At 70.8% G+C, this 16,233-nt stretch carries 17 protein-coding genes; 1 reads left to right on the plus strand and 16 read right to left on the minus strand.

Annotated elements, in window-relative coordinates; genetic code table 11:
* Positions 1-278 precede the first annotated feature (278 nt).
* The 14 genes from OCS65_RS25755 to ftsH form a co-directional block, all read right to left on the minus strand.
* Positions 279-635 (minus strand): histone-like nucleoid-structuring protein Lsr2, encoded by a 357-nt coding sequence (locus OCS65_RS25755; RefSeq protein WP_006930387.1) that lies wholly within the window; start codon positions 633-635, stop codon positions 279-281.
* Positions 636-737: 102 nt separating this feature from the next.
* A complete protein-coding gene (gene lysS, locus OCS65_RS25760) occupies positions 738-2,246 on the minus strand; it encodes a lysine--tRNA ligase (protein WP_006930389.1) in 1,509 nt (502 codons plus the stop codon).
* A gap of 91 nt (positions 2,247-2,337) precedes the next feature.
* Complete coding sequence (locus OCS65_RS25765) at positions 2,338-2,781, minus strand: rhodanese-like domain-containing protein (RefSeq protein WP_006930391.1); 444 nt, start codon at positions 2,779-2,781, stop codon at positions 2,338-2,340.
* Between the two features lie 87 nt (positions 2,782-2,868).
* Positions 2,869-3,711 carry a type III pantothenate kinase gene (locus tag OCS65_RS25770; RefSeq protein ID WP_006930394.1) on the minus strand — a complete coding sequence of 281 codons (843 nt, stop codon included), beginning with the start codon at positions 3,709-3,711 and terminating at the stop codon, positions 2,869-2,871.
* 2 nt (positions 3,712-3,713) lie between these two features.
* Positions 3,714-4,151, minus strand: coding sequence for an aspartate 1-decarboxylase (gene panD, locus OCS65_RS25775; protein WP_029540720.1), 438 nt, complete (start codon positions 4,149-4,151; stop codon positions 3,714-3,716).
* A 32-nt stretch (positions 4,152-4,183) separates the two neighbouring features.
* The gene (gene panC, locus OCS65_RS25780) at positions 4,184-5,125 is read right to left on the minus strand and encodes a pantoate--beta-alanine ligase (protein WP_006930397.1); all 942 of its coding nucleotides are present in this window, start codon (positions 5,123-5,125) and stop codon (positions 4,184-4,186) included.
* Positions 5,118-6,053: a Rossmann-like and DUF2520 domain-containing protein gene (locus OCS65_RS25785; RefSeq protein WP_006930399.1), complete on the minus strand. Its 936-nt coding sequence runs from the start codon at positions 6,051-6,053 to the stop codon at positions 5,118-5,120. The genes panC and OCS65_RS25785 overlap by 8 nt, the downstream gene beginning before the upstream one ends.
* A 129-nt stretch (positions 6,054-6,182) precedes the next feature.
* Complete coding sequence (locus tag OCS65_RS25790; RefSeq protein WP_263508066.1) at positions 6,183-7,001, minus strand: DUF6779 domain-containing protein; 819 nt, start codon at positions 6,999-7,001, stop codon at positions 6,183-6,185.
* A 130-nt stretch (positions 7,002-7,131) separates the two neighbouring features.
* A complete protein-coding gene (locus OCS65_RS25795; protein ID WP_037200442.1) occupies positions 7,132-7,596 on the minus strand; it encodes a DUF3180 domain-containing protein in 465 nt (154 codons plus the stop codon).
* On the minus strand, positions 7,596-8,120 hold the full coding sequence (gene folK, locus OCS65_RS25800) for a 2-amino-4-hydroxy-6-hydroxymethyldihydropteridine diphosphokinase (protein WP_050034528.1): 525 nt from the start codon (positions 8,118-8,120) through the stop codon (positions 7,596-7,598). Before folK ends, OCS65_RS25795 begins: the two co-directional genes overlap by 1 nt.
* Positions 8,117-8,485, minus strand: coding sequence for a dihydroneopterin aldolase (folB, locus tag OCS65_RS25805; RefSeq protein ID WP_006930416.1), 369 nt, complete (start codon positions 8,483-8,485; stop codon positions 8,117-8,119). Before folB ends, folK begins: the two co-directional genes overlap by 4 nt.
* Complete coding sequence (gene folP / locus OCS65_RS25810; RefSeq protein ID WP_263510384.1) at positions 8,482-9,300, minus strand: dihydropteroate synthase; 819 nt, start codon at positions 9,298-9,300, stop codon at positions 8,482-8,484. Before folP ends, folB begins: the two co-directional genes overlap by 4 nt.
* 32 nt (positions 9,301-9,332) lie before the next feature.
* Entirely contained in the window at positions 9,333-9,986 is a 654-nt protein-coding gene (folE, locus tag OCS65_RS25815; protein WP_263508070.1) for a GTP cyclohydrolase I FolE, read from the minus strand.
* Positions 9,987-10,018: 32 nt separating this feature from the next.
* A complete protein-coding gene (gene ftsH / locus OCS65_RS25820; protein ID WP_029540710.1) occupies positions 10,019-12,325 on the minus strand; it encodes an ATP-dependent zinc metalloprotease FtsH in 2,307 nt (768 codons plus the stop codon).
* 224 nt (positions 12,326-12,549) lie between these two features.
* Here ftsH and OCS65_RS25825 point away from each other — a divergent pair, with 224 nt between their 5' ends.
* On the plus strand, positions 12,550-14,670 hold the full coding sequence (locus OCS65_RS25825) for a protein kinase domain-containing protein (RefSeq protein ID WP_072634221.1): 2,121 nt from the start codon (positions 12,550-12,552) through the stop codon (positions 14,668-14,670).
* Here OCS65_RS25825 and hpt read toward each other — a convergent pair.
* Both hpt and tilS read right to left on the minus strand, forming a co-directional pair.
* Positions 14,658-15,212, minus strand: a complete 555-nt coding sequence (gene hpt, locus OCS65_RS25830; RefSeq protein ID WP_006930428.1) for a hypoxanthine phosphoribosyltransferase — start codon at positions 15,210-15,212, stop codon at positions 14,658-14,660. The two genes, OCS65_RS25825 and hpt, sit on opposite strands and share 13 nt — an antisense overlap.
* A 20-nt stretch (positions 15,213-15,232) precedes the next feature.
* The gene (gene tilS / locus OCS65_RS25835; protein ID WP_006930429.1) at positions 15,233-16,231 is read right to left on the minus strand and encodes a tRNA lysidine(34) synthetase TilS; all 999 of its coding nucleotides are present in this window, start codon (positions 16,229-16,231) and stop codon (positions 15,233-15,235) included.
* Positions 16,232-16,233 lie beyond the last annotated feature (2 nt).

The following is a 16,233-nucleotide window of genomic DNA, read 5'->3' on the forward strand; positions in this document are numbered from 1 at the left end:
CTACCCGGGGATACCGCCGTTTCCGCCGCGACGGACGGGATACCGAGCGGGTGTGACCCTTGTCTCCGATTCCCGACTGTCTCCGATTCCCGACTGTCTCCGATTCCCGACTGTCTCCGCTTCCCGACTGTCTCCACTTCCGGCGACGTCCCGTTCCGACCGACCGTTTCTTTTTTCGAACGAATAACAAAGAATTCCGCGAGGCACGACGACGAGGCGATATCCGCGACAGTTGTCGCGGATATCGCCTCGGTCGGACGGAAGGCGACGCTTCCGGCTCAGTGCGCCTTGTTGTAAGCCTCGATGATTTCGGCGGAGATACGGCCTCGGGCCGAGACGGGCATGTCGTTGTTGCGGGCCCATTCCCGAATTTCCGCGGTACGTTCCCGGTCCGTGCCGCCGCGAGAAGACTTGCGGGGAGCGGGCGCGGTGGGCACGACCTTCGCGCGCTTACGGCCACCCACCTTGCGGGCATGAGTGACCCAGAACTCCAATTCCTCCCGGAGCTTGGCCGCGTTGTCTTCCGACAGATCGATCTCGTAGGTGACTCCGTCGAGCCCGAATTCCACGGACTCGTCCGCCGCCGTCTCCCCGTCCACGTCGTCGATCAGGGTAACGGTGACCTTCTTTGCCATGTGCTGCAAATCCTCTCGAATGAAGAAGCGCGGCCCCCCGCGGTACGAGACAACAATACCCGGGAATCAATTCATGGCAATACGGAAAACGAATGCGATCAATTACCTCGCCGGGCGAACAATTGGGAACAGGATTGTTTCCCGGATTCCGAGGCCCGTCAGCGCCATCAGCAAACGGTCGATTCCCATGCCGGTTCCGGTCGTCGGAGGCATACCCTGTTCCATCGCCGCGAGGAAGTCCTCGTCGAGAACCATCGCCTCGTCGTCACCGGCCGAGGCGAGCCGCGCCTGGTCGACGAACCGCTCCCGCTGGATCACGGGGTCGACGAGTTCCGAGTAACCGGTGGCGAGTTCGAAACCGCGCACGTACAGATCCCACTTCTCGGTCACGCCGTTCTTGCTGCGGTGCTGCCGCGTGAGGGGCGAGGTCTCGACGGGGTAGTCCCGCACGAACGTCGGCTCGTGCAACTGGTCGCCGCACTGGTGCTCCCACAACTCCTCGACGAGCTTTCCGTGGCCCCAGCCCTTGCCTTCCGGGACCTCGAGACCCACCCGATCGGCGAGGGCGTGCAGCTCCTCCAGCGACGTGTCGGGCGTGACCTCGGTTCCGATGGCCGCCGACAGCGACGGGTACATCTCCATCGTCTTCCACTCGCCGCCGAGGTCGTATTCGGTGCCGTCGGCGAGGGTGACGACGTGGGTGCCGAACACCGCCATCGCCACCTCCTGGATGAGTTCCCGGGTCATCGTCGCCGAATCGTCGTACGTGCCGTACGCCTCGTACGTCTCGAGCATCGCGAATTCGGGCGAGTGCGTGGAGTCGGCACCCTCGTTGCGGAAGTTTCGGTTGATCTCGAAGACCTTCTCGATGCCGCCCACCACGCAGCGCTTGAGGAACAGCTCCGGCGCGATGCGCAGATACAGATCCATGTCGAGGGCGTTCGAATGGGTGACGAACGGACGGGCCGTCGCGCCGCCGTGCAGGGTCTGCAGCATCGGGGTCTCGACCTCGAGGAAGCCGCGCCGCTCGAGCGCGTTGCGCAACTCGCGCACCACCGCGACACGCATGCGGGCGTTGGCGCGGGCCTCGGGACGCACGATCAGGTCGGCGTAGCGCTGCCGGACCCGGGTCTCCTCGTTCATCTCCTTGTGCGCCACCGGCAGCGGCCGCAGGGCCTTGGCGGCCATCTGCCACGAGTCCGCCATGACGCTGAGCTCGCCGCGCCGAGAGCTGATCACCTCGCCGTGCACGAACACGAAGTCGCCCAGGTCCACGTCGTGCTTCCACGCCGCAAGGGACTCCTCGCCGACGCCGTTGAGGCTGATCATCGCCTGCAACTGGGTGCCGTCGCCCTCCTGCAACGTGGCGAAGCACAGCTTGCCCGTGTTGCGGAAGAAGATGACCCGGCCCGCGACGCCGACCTGTTCCCCGGTCGTCGTGTCGGGCTCGAGGTCCGGATACTTCTCCCGGATCTCCGCGAGGGTGTGAGTGCGGGGCACGACGACGGGGTACGCGTCCTTGCCCTGCGCCAGGATCCGTTCGCGCTTCTCGCGGCGGATGCGGATCTGCTCGGGGGTGTCGTCGGACTGCTGAACGGGTGCATCACTCACGGGTGACCAGACTATCGGACCGCCTCGAGCGCCTGCGCAGGACCAGCGCCTGCGCAGGGCCGCGGTGCCCGGGGCGCCGGCGCCCGCCGGGTCAGTGCGCGGTCACGCGCGCCACGTCGTCCTCGACGTGCGGGGCCGCGGCGATCGCATCGGTCGCCCCGGCCGCCGCGAGGGCCGCGTACCCGCCGACGAGGCCGGTGACGCGGCGCAGCCCGAGCGCCTGCAGCGCGGCGACGACGGCGTCGGTCTCCGCGCCGGAGGCCGAGACCACGACCCACTCGACGTCGCGGTCGACGGCCACCGCCAGACGCTCGTCGCTGGTGGGATGCAGGCGCCGGGGCAGCAGCTCGGCGGAGATGGCCAGCGCCCCGGGCAGGGTGCCCTGGACGGCGCGTTCGGCGTGGGTGCGGATGTCGACGACCACCGCGCCGCGCGCGACGGTCGCGGCCAGCCCGGCCGGATAGGTGCGCTCGGTGGTGAGCGGGAGAGTGTGAACGGGTGCGGCGACGAAGGATGCAGCAAGCGCAGTGCGCATGAGGGTGACTCCAGGTATGGGTGAACGATCGAGGCGGACGTCAGCCTCGACAACACTCCTGGGCGCTCATGCAGCGGATCACGGCGACTATTCTTGCACAGGATCGCGGCGGGCGGAACCCACGGCGGCAGATCGAGCGCCGCGCCGTGCGAGATTGCGCTCGTACACCAGGCGCAGGCCCTCCAGCGTCAGGTCCGGTTCGTGGTGCTCGAGCGTCTCGGACTCCGGCATGATCAACGGCGCACGGTCGCCGGTCCCGATGACCGCGACGTCGTCACCCTCGAATCCGCGCTGCTCGGCACGCACCAGGCGCACCAGCCCGTCGACCATCCCGGCGAATCCGAAAACCGCACCGGACTGCATGCATTCGACGGTGTTCTTGCCGACCACGGCGCGCGGGCGCAGCAGTTCCACCTTGCGCAGCGCCGCGGACTGGGAGGCCAGCGCGTCCATCGACACCTCGATGCCGGGGGCGATGATGCCGCCGAGGAACTCGCCCTTCGCCGAGACCACGTCCACGCACGTGGACGTCCCGAAGTCGACCACGATGCACGGCCGGTCGTAGAAGTGATGTGCCGCAAGGCTGTTGACGATGCGATCGGCGCCGACCTCCTTGGGGTTGTCGACGAGCAGCGGCACCCCGGTGCGCACACCCGGCTCGACGACCACGTGCGGCACGTGTTCCCAGTAGCGGCCCAGCATCACCCGGATCTCGCGCAGCACCGACGGCACCGTGGACAACGCGGTCACGCCGGTGATCTGGTCGGCGTACCCGCCGAGCAGACCACGGAAGATGAGCGCGAGCTCGTCGGCGGTCATGCGCGGATCGGTGCGCATCCGCCAGTCCCGCAACAGCTTCGCGTGCGAGCCGCTGCCGGTGAACAGGCCCAGGACGACGTTCGTGTTCCGGACGTCGACAGCGAGGAGCACTGCTACACCAACGAACCGGAGTCGAGAGTGGCGAGCATGCGCGGGGTGATCAGGCCGGAACCCTCCGGCGCGTGCGCCGGATCGTTGCCGAGTTCGACCTGCCGGTTGTCCGCGTCGACGAACACCACGCGCGGGTCGTAGTCGCGGCACTCCTGCTCGTTCATCACGCCGTAGGCGATGAGGATGACGAGATCACCGGGACTCACGAGACGCGCTGCCGCACCGTTGATCCCGATGATGCCGGAGCCGCGCTCGCCCGCGATGACATAGGTTTCGAGACGGTTGCCGTTGTCGATGTCGACGATGGCGACCTGCTCGCCCTCGAGCAGGTCGGCGGCGTCCATCAGGTCCTGGTCGACGGTTACCGAACCCACGTAGTGCAGATCGGCGTGGGTCACCGTGGCGCGGTGGATCTTCGACTTCATCATCGTGCGGAACATGGTGTCTCCTCAGCTTTTTCGGGCCGGTCGCGCTATCGGCGAGTGAGCAGGTCGTCGGGGGTGGACGCGTCGACCGGGCCGGTCTCGCGTTCGAGGAATCCGGTGCCGATCGCGACACCGACGTTGTCGATGAGCCGGGTGGTGCCGATCCGCGCGGCGATCAGCAGCCGGCCGTCGCCGCGTTCCGGCGCGGGCCCGAGGTCCACGCCGCGCAGCTCGAGGTAGTCCAGCTCCACCTCGGGCGCGGCGGCGAGCACCTCGCGCGCGGTGGTGAGCACCGCCTCGGGACCGCCGGCGGCGGCGTGCGCCCCGGCGACCAGCGCCGCGGACAGCACGGTGGCGACCCGGCGCTGTTCCGGATCCAGGTAGCGGTTGCGTGAGGACAGCGCCAGCCCGTCCTGCTCACGCACCGTGGGCACGCCCACGATGCGGACGTCGAAGTTGAGGTCCTCCACCATCTGCCGGATCAGGGCGAGCTGCTGGTAGTCCTTCTCGCCGAAGAAGGCGACATTGGGGGCGACGATCTGCAGCAGCTTCGCCACCACCGTGAGCATCCCCGCGAAATGCGTCGGGCGGCTGCCACCCTCGAGCTCCGCCCCCAACGGCCCCGGGTGGATCACGGTCCGCCGGCCCTTCGGGTACATCGCGGACACCGACGGCACGAACGCCAGCTCGACGCCGGCCTCCCGCAGCAGCTCCAGGTCGGCGTCGAGGGTGCGCGGGTAGGCGTCGAGATCCTCACCGGCCCCGAACTGCAACGGATTGACGAAGACGGACACCACCACCACGGCACCGGTGAGCTTCGCCTGCCGCACGAGCTCCAGGTGACCGGCGTGCAGGGCGCCCATCGTCGGCACGAGGGCGACCGTGCGGCCGACACCACGCAGCGCCTTGGTGACCTTGGTCAGGGCGGCGGGGTCGTGGTGCACGGTCAGTTCGCCGCGCACGTAGCCGCCCTGTTGCGATTCACTCACCGTGATCAGCCCCTTCGAGGATCTCCATCAGTTCGGGTTTCGCTCCGGCGCGCTGCGCGGATCGCAGGGACATCGCGCGGTATCCGGCAGCGATCCGGGGATCGACCTCCCCGAGCACCCGCAGGTGCGTGGCCACGGCCTGTGCGTCGCCGCGGGCGACTGGTCCGGTCAGCGCGGACGGCCCGCGGCGCAACGCGTTGTCGAGGGCCGCCGACAACAGCGGCTGCAGCACCCGCTCGGCGACACCGCCGGGCGCGTCGTCGACGAGTTGCTGGCCGAGCAGTTCGTCGCCCTCGAGCGCCACCCGCAGCGCCTCCACCGCATCCACCACGAGGGTGACGAGGTGGTTGCTGCCGTGCGCGAGCGCGGCGTGGTACAGCGCGCGCCGCTCCTCGCGGACGCGCACCGGTTCGCCACCGATCTCGAGCACGAGGGACTGGGCGATCGCGTAGCCGATGTCGTCGGCGGCCGTGATGCCGAAGCACGCCGAGGCGAGCCGGGCAGTGTCCTCGTCGTGGCCGGTGAAGGTCATCGCCGGGTGGATGGCGAGCGGCACGATGCCCTGCTCGGTGAGCGGAGCGAGGATGCCGACGCCGTTCGCGCCGGACGTGTGGGCGACGATCGTGCCGCGCGAGACGGAGCCGGTGGCGGCGAGCCCGCGGACGAGCGAGCCGAGTTCCGAGTCCGGAACGGCGAGGAGCAGCAGGTCGCAGCGGGCGGCGACCTCGTCGACGGGGAGAACCTCGGTGTCCGGAAGCCGGGTGCGGGCGCGGTGCTTGGACAGTTCGGATACCGCGGAACAGGCCACGACCAGGTGGCCGACGCGTTCGAGTGCCGCGCCGATCGCCGTGCCCACCCGCCCGGCGGAAACGATTCCGACCGTCAGTCGTGCAGGCGCAGGCTCGTTTGTGATCCCGAAGGAGGTCACGGGAGTCCTCTCGTTCGTTCCAGTCCCGCTCGGCGGGTACCAGACGTTCCGACCGACAATAGCGCGGCCCGAGCAACCCCGGCCATGGCCGGGGAACGTGATCTGCGCCTCACCCGGCGCGGCGAACGCTCAGCGCTCGGCGGACAGGGCGGCGAGGATCTCCGCGACCGTGCGGCCCTGGCTGTGTGCCCCCTCGCCGCCGGCACCGTCCGGCCGCCGTCGCCGGGCGCGTCGGCCCGTGGGCTCGGCGTCGTCGTCCGCCTCGGGGGCCTCGGCCTGCTCCTCGGGTTCCTCCGGCTGCGACCCGGACTCGGCCCGGCCCTCCGGTTCGGCCGGTTCCTCCGGCTCGGTCCGGTCCCGCCGTTCCGTGTCCTCGGATCCGCCGGGAGCGGCCGTCGCGCCCGCCGGCCGGCGGGGCACGGCCGTCGTCGTGTCGCCGTCGGTGACCACCGTGGTCTCGGCGGTCACCGGCTCGTCGTCGGGCGAGGCGAAGAACGGGCCTGCCGGACGGGGCGCGGCCGTCACCCGGAAGTTCCCGCCGCCGAGCTCCTGCAGTTGTCCCCGGCCCGCCCACAACGCCGCGCGGTCCTCGGGCAGCCGGCCCTCGAAGAGCACCTCGAGGTTGCGGCGCAGGGCACCGAGCTCGGCGCGCAGGGCCGCCATCTGGTCGGCATCGATCCGCAGCTCCGACCTGACCTTCTCCTCGACGGTCAGCTCGTACTCCCGCCGCGCCGCGATCTCCCGTTCGAGCTGCAACTCGTACACGGTCTGCAGATCCCGGACCTTGGCACGGTCCAGCGCCGACTCGCGACGGTACTTCGTCATCGCGATCGCGCCGACGGTGGCGGCCCACAACGCGACGACCAGACCGACGCGCAGCAGCTGGACGCTGTCGCTGAAGACCAGGAACAGCGACGCGATCAACGCCAGGGCGAGCAGCGCCGCCACGATCACAGAACTCGCGCTGCGCCGTGACCGACGGCCCTTCCTCGTTCGCACCGGAGTCCCCATGCGTTCCAGACTACTGGGCGCGGCCGCCGGGTCCCGAGAGTCGAGCGCACAGGATTCGCCGCCCCGGTCAGGTCGCGGGCTCGTCCGGGTCTTCCGGTGTCCGGCAACAGTGTTCGAGCCACAGCGCGGCAGCCGCGAGCGCCACGCCGGCGAGCAGCCCGACGATCACCCCGGCACTGTCCTCGACTGCGGCCTGCAGCACCGGCCGCTGCGGAACCAGGTACAGCAGGAATCCTGCCCAAATGCCCGCGCTGGCCGCCCCGACCAGAGCCGACGCCTTCGCCAGCGCCACCGCGCGGGCCGCCGTGATGGGATGCAACTGGTGCGGCCCGTCGCCGATCTCGTGCTTGCCCACCCGGGAACGGATCATGAACGCCAGCACCACCTCGACGATCGCCACCGGGTACAGCGACGCCCCCGCGTAGACGGGGATCGGCGGCAACGTGCCGTACAGGCCGCGCGCCAGCAACCACGCCGCGACGGCGGCGAGCACCGCCAGCGCCAGCAGGTCCCGGATACGCGTCGCCTTCATCACCGCGGCGGCTCCAGCCGGTACTCGGTGCGGCGCACCCCTTCGCGTTCGTCGACGTCGAGAGCGGCGAGCCACTCCGTCAACGGTCGTCGCGTGCCGTCGACCGTCAGCGTCGCCTGAGGTTCGACGTCCCACCACGGGACGAGCACGAAGGCGCGCAGGTGGGCGCGCGGATGCGGCAGGGTCAGTTCGGCATCGTCGCTGAGAACCTCGCTGCCGTCCGAGTCGTGGCAGGTGACCACGTCGACGTCGAGGCTGCGCGGGCCCCACCGCTGCTCCCGGACCCGGTCGGCGGCGGCCTCGAGCTGCCGGCCCAGCTCGAGCCAGCCGCGGCAGTCCAGTGACGGGTCCTCCGCGACGACGACCGCGTTGAGGAAGTCCTGCTGCTCGACCCCGCCCCACGGCGCGGTCGAGTACACCGGCGACACGGCCACGATCCGGTCGGCGAGGGCCTCGGTGACCGAGCGCAGGTGCGCCGGCCGGTCCCCGATGTTCGACCCGATGGACAGCACCACCCGGCTCACGAGCCGCTCCGGGTGCGATCGACCACCACCGCTACGTCCGCGAAGGTCAGCGGGATCGGCGCCGACGGCTTGTGGACGGTGACCTCGACCCGGGTGACCCGCGGATCGGTGAGGACGTCGTCGGCGATCTCGCCGGCGACGGTCTCGATGAGGTCCCGCGACGGGCCCGCGACGATCGCGGCGGCCCGCTCGGCAAGGATGCCGTAGTGCAGGGTGTCGTCGAGGGCGTCGCTCGCCGCGGCCGGCGCGAGATCGAGCCACGCGACGATGTCGATCAGGAAGTCCTGACCGTCGCGCTTCTCGTGGTCGAACACGCCGTGGTGGCCGCGTACGCGCAGTCCGCGCAGTTCGATCCGGTCGCTCACGGTCCTCCCGCCGCACTGCCGCGCTGCCACGCGCCGACGACGGCGACGGCGTCGAGCGACGCCCGCACGTCGTGCACGCGCACCCCCCAGGCCCCGCGCTCCGCCGCGAGCGCCGACACGACCGCGGTGGCCACCTCGCGGCCGCCGGGTGGCCGGATCGTGCCGTCGGGGGCGGCGAGCAGGGACCCGAGGAACCGCTTGCGCGACGCGCCGATCAGCACCGGGTAGCCGAGCTCGGTCAGCTCGGGCAGCCGGTGCAGCAGTTCCCAGTTGTGGTCGGCGTCCTTCACGAAACCGAGTCCGGGATCGAGGATGATGTTCGCCGGCTCCACGCCTGCCGTGAGCGCGGCATCCACCTGCACCATCAGCTCATCGCGGACCTCCCGGACCACGTCGTCGTAGTGGGTGGACCCGCCGGCGTGCACGAAGCCGCCCGCGGGCCGCCAGTGCATGAGGATCCACGGCACGCCTGCCGACGCCACGACCGCGGCCATGCGGGAGTCGGCGCGCCCACCCGAGACGTCGTTGACGATGGTGACGCCGGCCTCGATCGCGGCCTCGGCCACGGACGCGCGCATGGTGTCGACGCTCGTGGGGATGCCGGCGGCGCTCAGGGCGGCGATGACCGGCGCGACGCGCCCGGCCTCGACCTCCGGGTCGACCCGGGCCGCTCCGGGACGGGTGGATTCGCCGCCGACGTCGACGATGTCCACGCCGAGGTCGCGCAGTTCCAGACCGTGCGCGATCGCCGCGTCGCGGTCGAGGTACCGGCCCCCGTCCGAGAACGAATCCCGGGTCACGTTCAGCACGCCCATCACCACCGGGCGCCCGGGGTTCGGGAGCGCGCTCACCGGCGGAGGATCAGATCCAGAGCCTCGGCGCGCGACGCCGAGTTGGACTGCAGCAGCCCCCGCACCGCCGAGGTGGTGGTGCTCGCCCCGGGCTTGCGGATGCCCCGCATGGCCATGCACAGATGCTCGGCCTCGACGACGACGATCACCCCGACCGGATCGAGCTTGCGCACGAGCGCATCCGCGATCTGACTGGTCAGCCGCTCCTGCACCTGCGGGCGCTTGGCGTACAGGTCCACCACCCGCGCCAGCTTCGACAACCCGGTCACCCGGCCGGTGCGGCCGGGAATGTAGCCCACGTGCGCGACCCCGTGGAACGAGACCAGGTGGTGCTCGCACGTGGAGTACATCGGGATGTCACGCACCAGGACGAGTTCCTGATGGCCCTCGTCGAAGGTCTTGTCGAGGACCGAGTCCGGATCGGTGTACAGGCCGGCGAACATCTCCCGGTACGCCCGCGCGACGCGGGCCGGGGTATCGAGCAGACCCTCGCGCTCGGGGTCCTCCCCCACCGCGATCAACAGTTCCCGCACGGCCGCCTCCGCGCGGGCCTGATCGAAGACCCGGCCCGATTCCCGGCTGCGCAGGACCTCGCCGTCACCGCCGATCGACGCGGAATCCGTCTCGGAATCCAGGTGATTCACCGACACCAGACCGTACCTCCACTCTCGTTGACTCGGGCTCAGCGCGGACCGGTCGGCCCCTCCCACGGCTGTGTCGGCGGTGGCTCGGGAGCCACGTTCCTACCGGCCTGCCGCTCGTCGTCGTCGGCCGGGCGCGCGGGCTGGGTCCATTGCGGATACCCAGGATAGGTGCTCTGCGGCGGCTGCTCGGACTCGGCCGGCGGCCAACCGGGTGCCGACCAGCCGGCCGGCGCGCCGTAGTCGGGCCGGGTCGCATGACGCGGCCCACCCGGGTGCGGCGGCTGCCCGAAGCCCGGCAGGGGCTCCGAGGCGGGCGCCGGCACCGGCGCCGGATGCCCGTTCGTCGGCGCCGCGGGCTGCGGCTGCGGCTGGGCGGGCTTGGTGAAGGACGGGCGCACCGCTTCCGGCGGCCACGGCTCGCCGCGTTCCTTCGCCAGCTCGGCCGGCGTCTTGATCGGGGGCTTGTCCGACGGCGTGCGTCCACCGAAGTCGTTGAACTCGGTGATCCGTGGCCGCTTCTCGACGGAGGCGAGGATCCGCTCGAGGTCCTTGCGGGTGAGGGTCTCGTGCTCGAGCAGCTCACCGGCGAGCAGGTCCAGCGCGTCGCGGTAGTCGTTGAGGATCGCCCACGCCTCGGTGTGCGCGGCCTCGATGAGGTTGCGTACCTCCTCGTCGATCTCGCGGGCCACCTCGTGCGAGTAGTCGGACTGCACGCCCATCGAGCGGCCGAGGAACGGATCGCCGTGTTCCTGCCCGTAGCGGACGGCGCCGAGGCGGGCGCTCATGCCGTACTCGGTGACCATCGCCCGGGCGATCTTGGTGGCCTGGTCGATGTCGGAGGAGGCACCCGTCGTCGGCTCGTGGAACACGAGTTCCTCGGCGGCGCGGCCACCCATGGCCATCACCAGGCGGGCGATCATCTCCGAGCGGGTCATCAGGCCCTTGTCGTCCTCGGGGACGGTCATCGCGTGACCACCGGTGCGGCCACGGGCGAGGATCGTCACCTTGTAGACCGGCTCGATGTCCGGCATCGCCCAGGCGGCGAGCGTGTGCCCGCCCTCGTGGTAGGCGGTGATCTTCTTCTCGTGCTCGCTGATGATGCGGCTCTTGCGCCGCGGGCCGCCGATCACGCGGTCCACCGACTCCTCGAGCGAGGCCTCGGTGATGACGGTGCCGTTCTCGCGCGCAGTGAGCAGCGCGGCCTCGTTCACGACGTTGGCCAGGTCGGCACCGGACATGCCGACCGTGCGCTTGGCCAGCCCCTCGAGGTCGGCGTTCTGGTCGAGCGGCTTGCCCTTGGAATGCACCTGCAGGATCGCCCGGCGCCCGGCGAGATCGGGATTGCTGACCGGGATCTGCCGGTCGAACCGGCCCGGACGCAGCAGGGCCGGATCCAGGATGTCGGGACGGTTGGTGGCGGCGATGAGGATGATGCCCTGCCGGTCCCCGAAGCCGTCCATCTCGACGAGCAGCTGGTTGAGCGTCTGCTCACGTTCGTCGTGGCCACCGCCGAGGCCGGCGCCACGCTGGCGGCCGACCGCGTCGATCTCGTCGACGAAGATGATGCACGGGCTGTTCTGCTTGGCCTGCTCGAACAGGTCGCGCACGCGGGACGCGCCGACACCGACGAACATCTCCACGAAGTCCGAACCGGAGATGGTGAAGAACGGGACACCGGCCTCGCCGGCGACCGCGCGGGCGAGCAGCGTCTTGCCCGTACCGGGAGGTCCGTACAGCAGCACGCCCTTCGGGATCTTCGCGCCGAGGGCCTGGTAGCGCGCCGGATTCTGGAGGAAGTCCTTGATCTCGTACAGCTCTTCGACCGCCTCGTCCGCACCGGCGACGTCGGCGAACGTGGTCTTGGGCATGTCCTTGGACAGCTGCTTGGCCTTGGACTTGCCGAAGCCCATCATGCCGCCGCGGCCACCGCCCTGCATGCGGCTCATCACGAAGAAGAACACCCCGAGCAGGATGATCATCGGGAGCACGAACAGCAGGATCGACGTCAGCCAGCTCTCCTGGGTGACGGTGGTGTCGAACTTCTCGAGGCCCGCGCCGGCGACCTTGTCGAAGATCTGCTCGGACGCCGACTCCGGGTACTTCGCGAGGATCTCGGTGTTGTCTCCGGTCGCCTCGTTGCCGCTCTTCAGCCACAGGCGGACCTGCTGCTCGCGGTCGTCGATCTGCGCCCGGCTGACGTTGTTCGCGTCGAGCTGGGCGATCGCGACAGACGTGTCCACCTTGGCGAAACCGCGGGTGTCGTCACCGAAGTAGCTGAAGGCGTAGATGACCAACAGGATGCCGGCGACGATCGCCAGATTACGGAACACTGTCTTGCGGTTCATACAGGTTCGGCCCGGCCGGCCGGTCCTTTCGATAGTGCGGTCATCATCGTGGTCGTCCCGAGGAGTCCGGCGACGAACCGGACACCGCAAGGTTACCGCGTGGACGCGCAGCGTTGCCCTCGCGCGGCCGCACGGTCCGAAGGATCAACGTCCGGGACCACCCGGGGGTTCCCGGTCGCGTCAGGTGCCTGCGGTCACGGGCCACGACGTGGTTATCATTTCGCATGGCCATGCAGGAGCCGGACGCTGCAACCGAGGCCGACCCGACCCGGATCACCGAGGCCGAGCCGACCCGAACGGCTGCGGCCGAGCCGACCCGAACGGCTGCGGCCGAGCCGACCCGCACGGCTGCGGCCGAGCCGACCCGCACGGTTGCGGCCGATCCCACCCGTACCGCACCTGTTGACCTCACGCGCACGGCCGATGCGACCACCGAGCCGACCCGCACGGCTGCGGCCGTCCTTCCTGGCGAGGCGACGACCGAGCCCTTCCCGGTCCGCGTCCCCGCCGGCATCGACGACGTCGAGGCCGGGAACCGGATCGACGACTTCGACCTGCTCACCAACCTCGGCCGCGGCGCCTTCGGCCGCGTGTTCCTCGCCCGGCAGCACTCGATGCAGCGGCTCGTCGCGGTGAAGATCTCCCCCGACCGCGGCACCGAGGCGCAGACCCTCGCCCAGCTCGACCACGACTACATCGTCCGCGTCTTCGACCAGCGGATCCTGCCGGAACACGGCCTGCGGCTGCTGTACATGCAGTATCTGCCGGGCGGGACGCTGCTGCGGGTGCTGCACCGGGTGCGCACCACCCCGCCGGAGCAGCGCAGCGGCCGCCTCCTGCTCGACGTCGTCGACGAGACCCTCGCCGAGAAGGGTGAGATCCGGCCCGCCGAGTCGACCGTGCGCAGCCGGCTCGAGAGCCTGACCTGGCCCGAGACCGTCGCGTGGCTCGGCCGCCGGCTCGCCTCCGCGCTGGACTACGCCGACCGGCGCGGCGTGCTCCACCGCGATGTCAAGCCGGCCAACGTCCTGCTCACCGCGGAGGGCGTGCCCAAGCTCGCCGACTTCAACATCAGCTTCGCCGAGTCCGTCGGCGGCACGTCCGCCGTGGCGTACCTCGGCGGGTCCCTGGCCTACATGTCGCCCGAACAACTCGAGGCGTGCCATCCCGGGCTGCCCGGCACCGCCGCGGACATGGACACCCGCAGCGACATCTACGCGCTCGGGGTGATGCTGTGGGAACTGCTCACCGGCGGCCGGCCCAACAGCGAGGACGATCTGGGCGCCGAGACCCTGCCCGCGCTCGAGACCATGCTCGCGCGGCGCCGCACGGGACTGACCGCGGCTGCACGCGAGCGGGTCCCGGCCGACTGCCCCCAGACCCTGCTCCGGGTGCTCGCGAAGTGCCTCGAGCCGGATCCGGCGGACCGGTGGGCGTCGGGCGCGGAGCTGGCCCAGCAGTTCGACCTATGCCTCGATCCGCGGGCCCGGGACCTCGTCGACCCGCCGCCGCACAGCTGGCGGGCCCGGCTGCGCCGCCCCGTGGTGCCGATCCTCACGGCCGCGATCGCGATCCCGAACGTGCTGGCCGCCCTGTACAACTACCAGCACAATGCGAACCTGATCGTCGACCGGCTCCCACCGGACACCCAGCGCGAGTTCGAACAGCTCGCGCTGATCATCAACGGGATCACCTTCCCCCTCGGCACGGTGATCATCGTGTACCTGTGCCGACGGCTGATCACCGTGCCGCGCGGCCTCCACCGCGGCCGCAGCTACAACGCGGTGGAACTCGCCCGGGCCCGGCACGACGCGCTGCTGATCAGCGACCGCGTCGCCGCGGTGGTGATGACCCTGTGGACGGTCGCGGGCATCGCGTTCCCCGTCGCGCTGCACTTCGTCGGCGGCAACATCGACGGCCCCTCGGCCGCGCACTTCCTCACGTCGATCCTGGTGTGCGGCGCGATCGCCGTCGCCTACCCGTTCTTCCTGGTCGCCTTCTACATGGTGCGATCGTTGTATCCGGCGTTCCTGCCGCACGGGGCGACCGACGCCACGGACGCCCGCGAACTCGAGGGGCTGCACCGGCGCAGTGTGCGTTACCTGGCGCTCGCGGCGGCCGTGCCGCTCGTCGGGGTCGCCGGCGTGACGTATCTCTCGCCCGAGGAGATCCAGCAGGTTCTCGTCGCGGTCCGGGTGCTGGCGGTGGGCAGCATCGCCGCGTTCGTGCTCGTGTACTGGTTGTTCCGCATCATGGAGGACGACCTGCGGGCACTGCAGCGCGGCATGGCCCCGACGCGGTCGACGCGCGATCCGGTGGGGCCGACCTCGGATCAGCCGGTGTAGACCTTCGGGTCGAGGGTGCCGATGTACGGCAGATCGCGGTAGCGCTCGTCGTAGTCGAGGCCGTAGCCGACGACGAACTCGTCCGGAATGTCGAATCCCACGTCGGCGACGTGGACGTCGACCTTCACGGCCTCCGGCTTGCGCAGCAACGTCACCACCTCGAGGGACGCCGGGTTGCGCGAGGAGAGGTTGCGCATGAGCCAGGACAGCGTCAGGCCGGAGTCGATGATGTCCTCGACGATCAGCACGTTCCGGCCGGCGATGTCCTTGTCGAGGTCCTTGAGGATGCGCACCACACCGGACGAGGACGTGGACGACCCGTACGAGCTGACCGCCATGAACTCCATCTGGGTGGGGATCGGCAGTGCCCGCGCGAAGTCGGTCATGAAGAAGATCGCGCCCTTGAGCACGCCGATGAGCAGCAGGTCACCCTCGGGTGCGCCCACCGGGTAGCGCGTGGCGATGGTCTCGGCCAGCTCCTTCGTGCGCTGCTTGATCTGGTCCTCGGAGATCAGTACCGACGCGATGTCGTTCTCGTACACCGGGTTCTTCCTGCCTTCCCTCAGTCGTCCGCGCCCTGTCGCCGGCCGACGAACTCGACGATCAGCCTGCCACGCCGACGCGTGACCACCAACCTGACGCCGGGCTCCGGCCCGCCGCCCACGGCCACCGCGCCCTGCCCGCGCCACCGGCCGATCAGCTCGTCGGCGGCCCGCAGGGTGCGGTCCGTCGGCGCCGACGCCCCCGAGTCGAGCAGCCATCGCCGCAGGACCCGCCGTCGCACCGCCACGGGAGTGCCGGCGAGGGCGTCCACGGCCAGGCCGGTCCCGGCCCGGGCCTCCGCGAGCAGTTGCAGGGCCAGTTCCTCCAATGCGTCCTCGTCCTCGCGCAACTGCCGGGCCGTGCGCGCCAGGGCCGACGCGACCCCACCCCCGAGCACCTCCTCGAGCAGCGGCAGCACCTCCTCACGCAGCCGCACCCGGGTGAAGCGCCGGTCGCTGTTGTGCGCGTCCTCGTAGGGCGCGTACCCCAGTTCCGCGCATGCCCGGCGGGTGACCTCGCGGCGCACCCCGAGCAGGGGGCGGCCCCACGGATCGTCGAACTCGCACATGCCGCGGAGGGACCGGGCACCGGAACCGCGGCCCAGCCCGAGCAGCACCGTCTCGGCCTGATCGTCGAGCGTGTGCCCGAGCAGCACGGGCAACCCCGCCCGGGCCTCGCCGAGCGCCCGGTAGCGGGCCGCGCGCGCTGCCGCCTCGAGTCCGCCGGGGCCGGTCACCGCGACGCGGACGACCTGCACCGATCCGCACCCGGCGGATCGCGCGAACTCCGCGGCCAGGGCGGCCACGTCGCCGGAGCCGGGTTGCAGGCCGTGGTCGACGACGACGGCCCGCACCGAATCCGCCTCCGCGACGGCGGCGGCGGTCAGGGCCGACGAGTCGGCGCCGCCGGACAGGCCGACCGCGACGGACCGGCCGTGGGCCGCGACCCACCGCCGCACGGCCAGGCGCACCTCGTGGAGGGCAGGGGTCTCGGGCAGGAGCGGCCGCTCGGACGACACCG

It is taken from the genome of Rhodococcus aetherivorans (assembly GCF_025722975.1).
Classification (GTDB): Bacteria; Actinomycetota; Actinomycetes; order Mycobacteriales; family Mycobacteriaceae; genus Rhodococcus; species Rhodococcus aetherivorans.

Bases quoted from the DNA above. Each gene is read 5' to 3' on its own strand.
- OCS65_RS25765 (WP_006930391.1), bottom strand. From the start codon at position 2,781: ATGCGCACTGCGCTTGCTGCATCCTTCGTCGCCGCACCCGTTCACACT.
- OCS65_RS25755 (WP_006930387.1), bottom strand. From the start codon at position 635: ATGGCAAAGAAGGTCACCGTTACCCTGATCGACGACGTGGACGGGGAG.
- panD (WP_029540720.1), bottom strand. From the start codon at position 4,151: ATGTTCCGCACGATGATGAAGTCGAAGATCCACCGCGCCACGGTGACC.
- OCS65_RS25795 (WP_037200442.1), bottom strand. From the start codon at position 7,596: ATGAAGGCGACGCGTATCCGGGACCTGCTGGCGCTGGCGGTGCTCGCC.
- folP (WP_263510384.1), bottom strand. From the start codon at position 9,300: ATGGGCGTGCTGAACGTGACCCGGGATTCGTTCTCGGACGGGGGCCGG.
- OCS65_RS25825 (WP_072634221.1), top strand. From the start codon at position 12,550: ATGGCCATGCAGGAGCCGGACGCTGCAACCGAGGCCGACCCGACCCGG.
- ftsH (WP_029540710.1), bottom strand. From the start codon at position 12,325: ATGAACCGCAAGACAGTGTTCCGTAATCTGGCGATCGTCGCCGGCATC.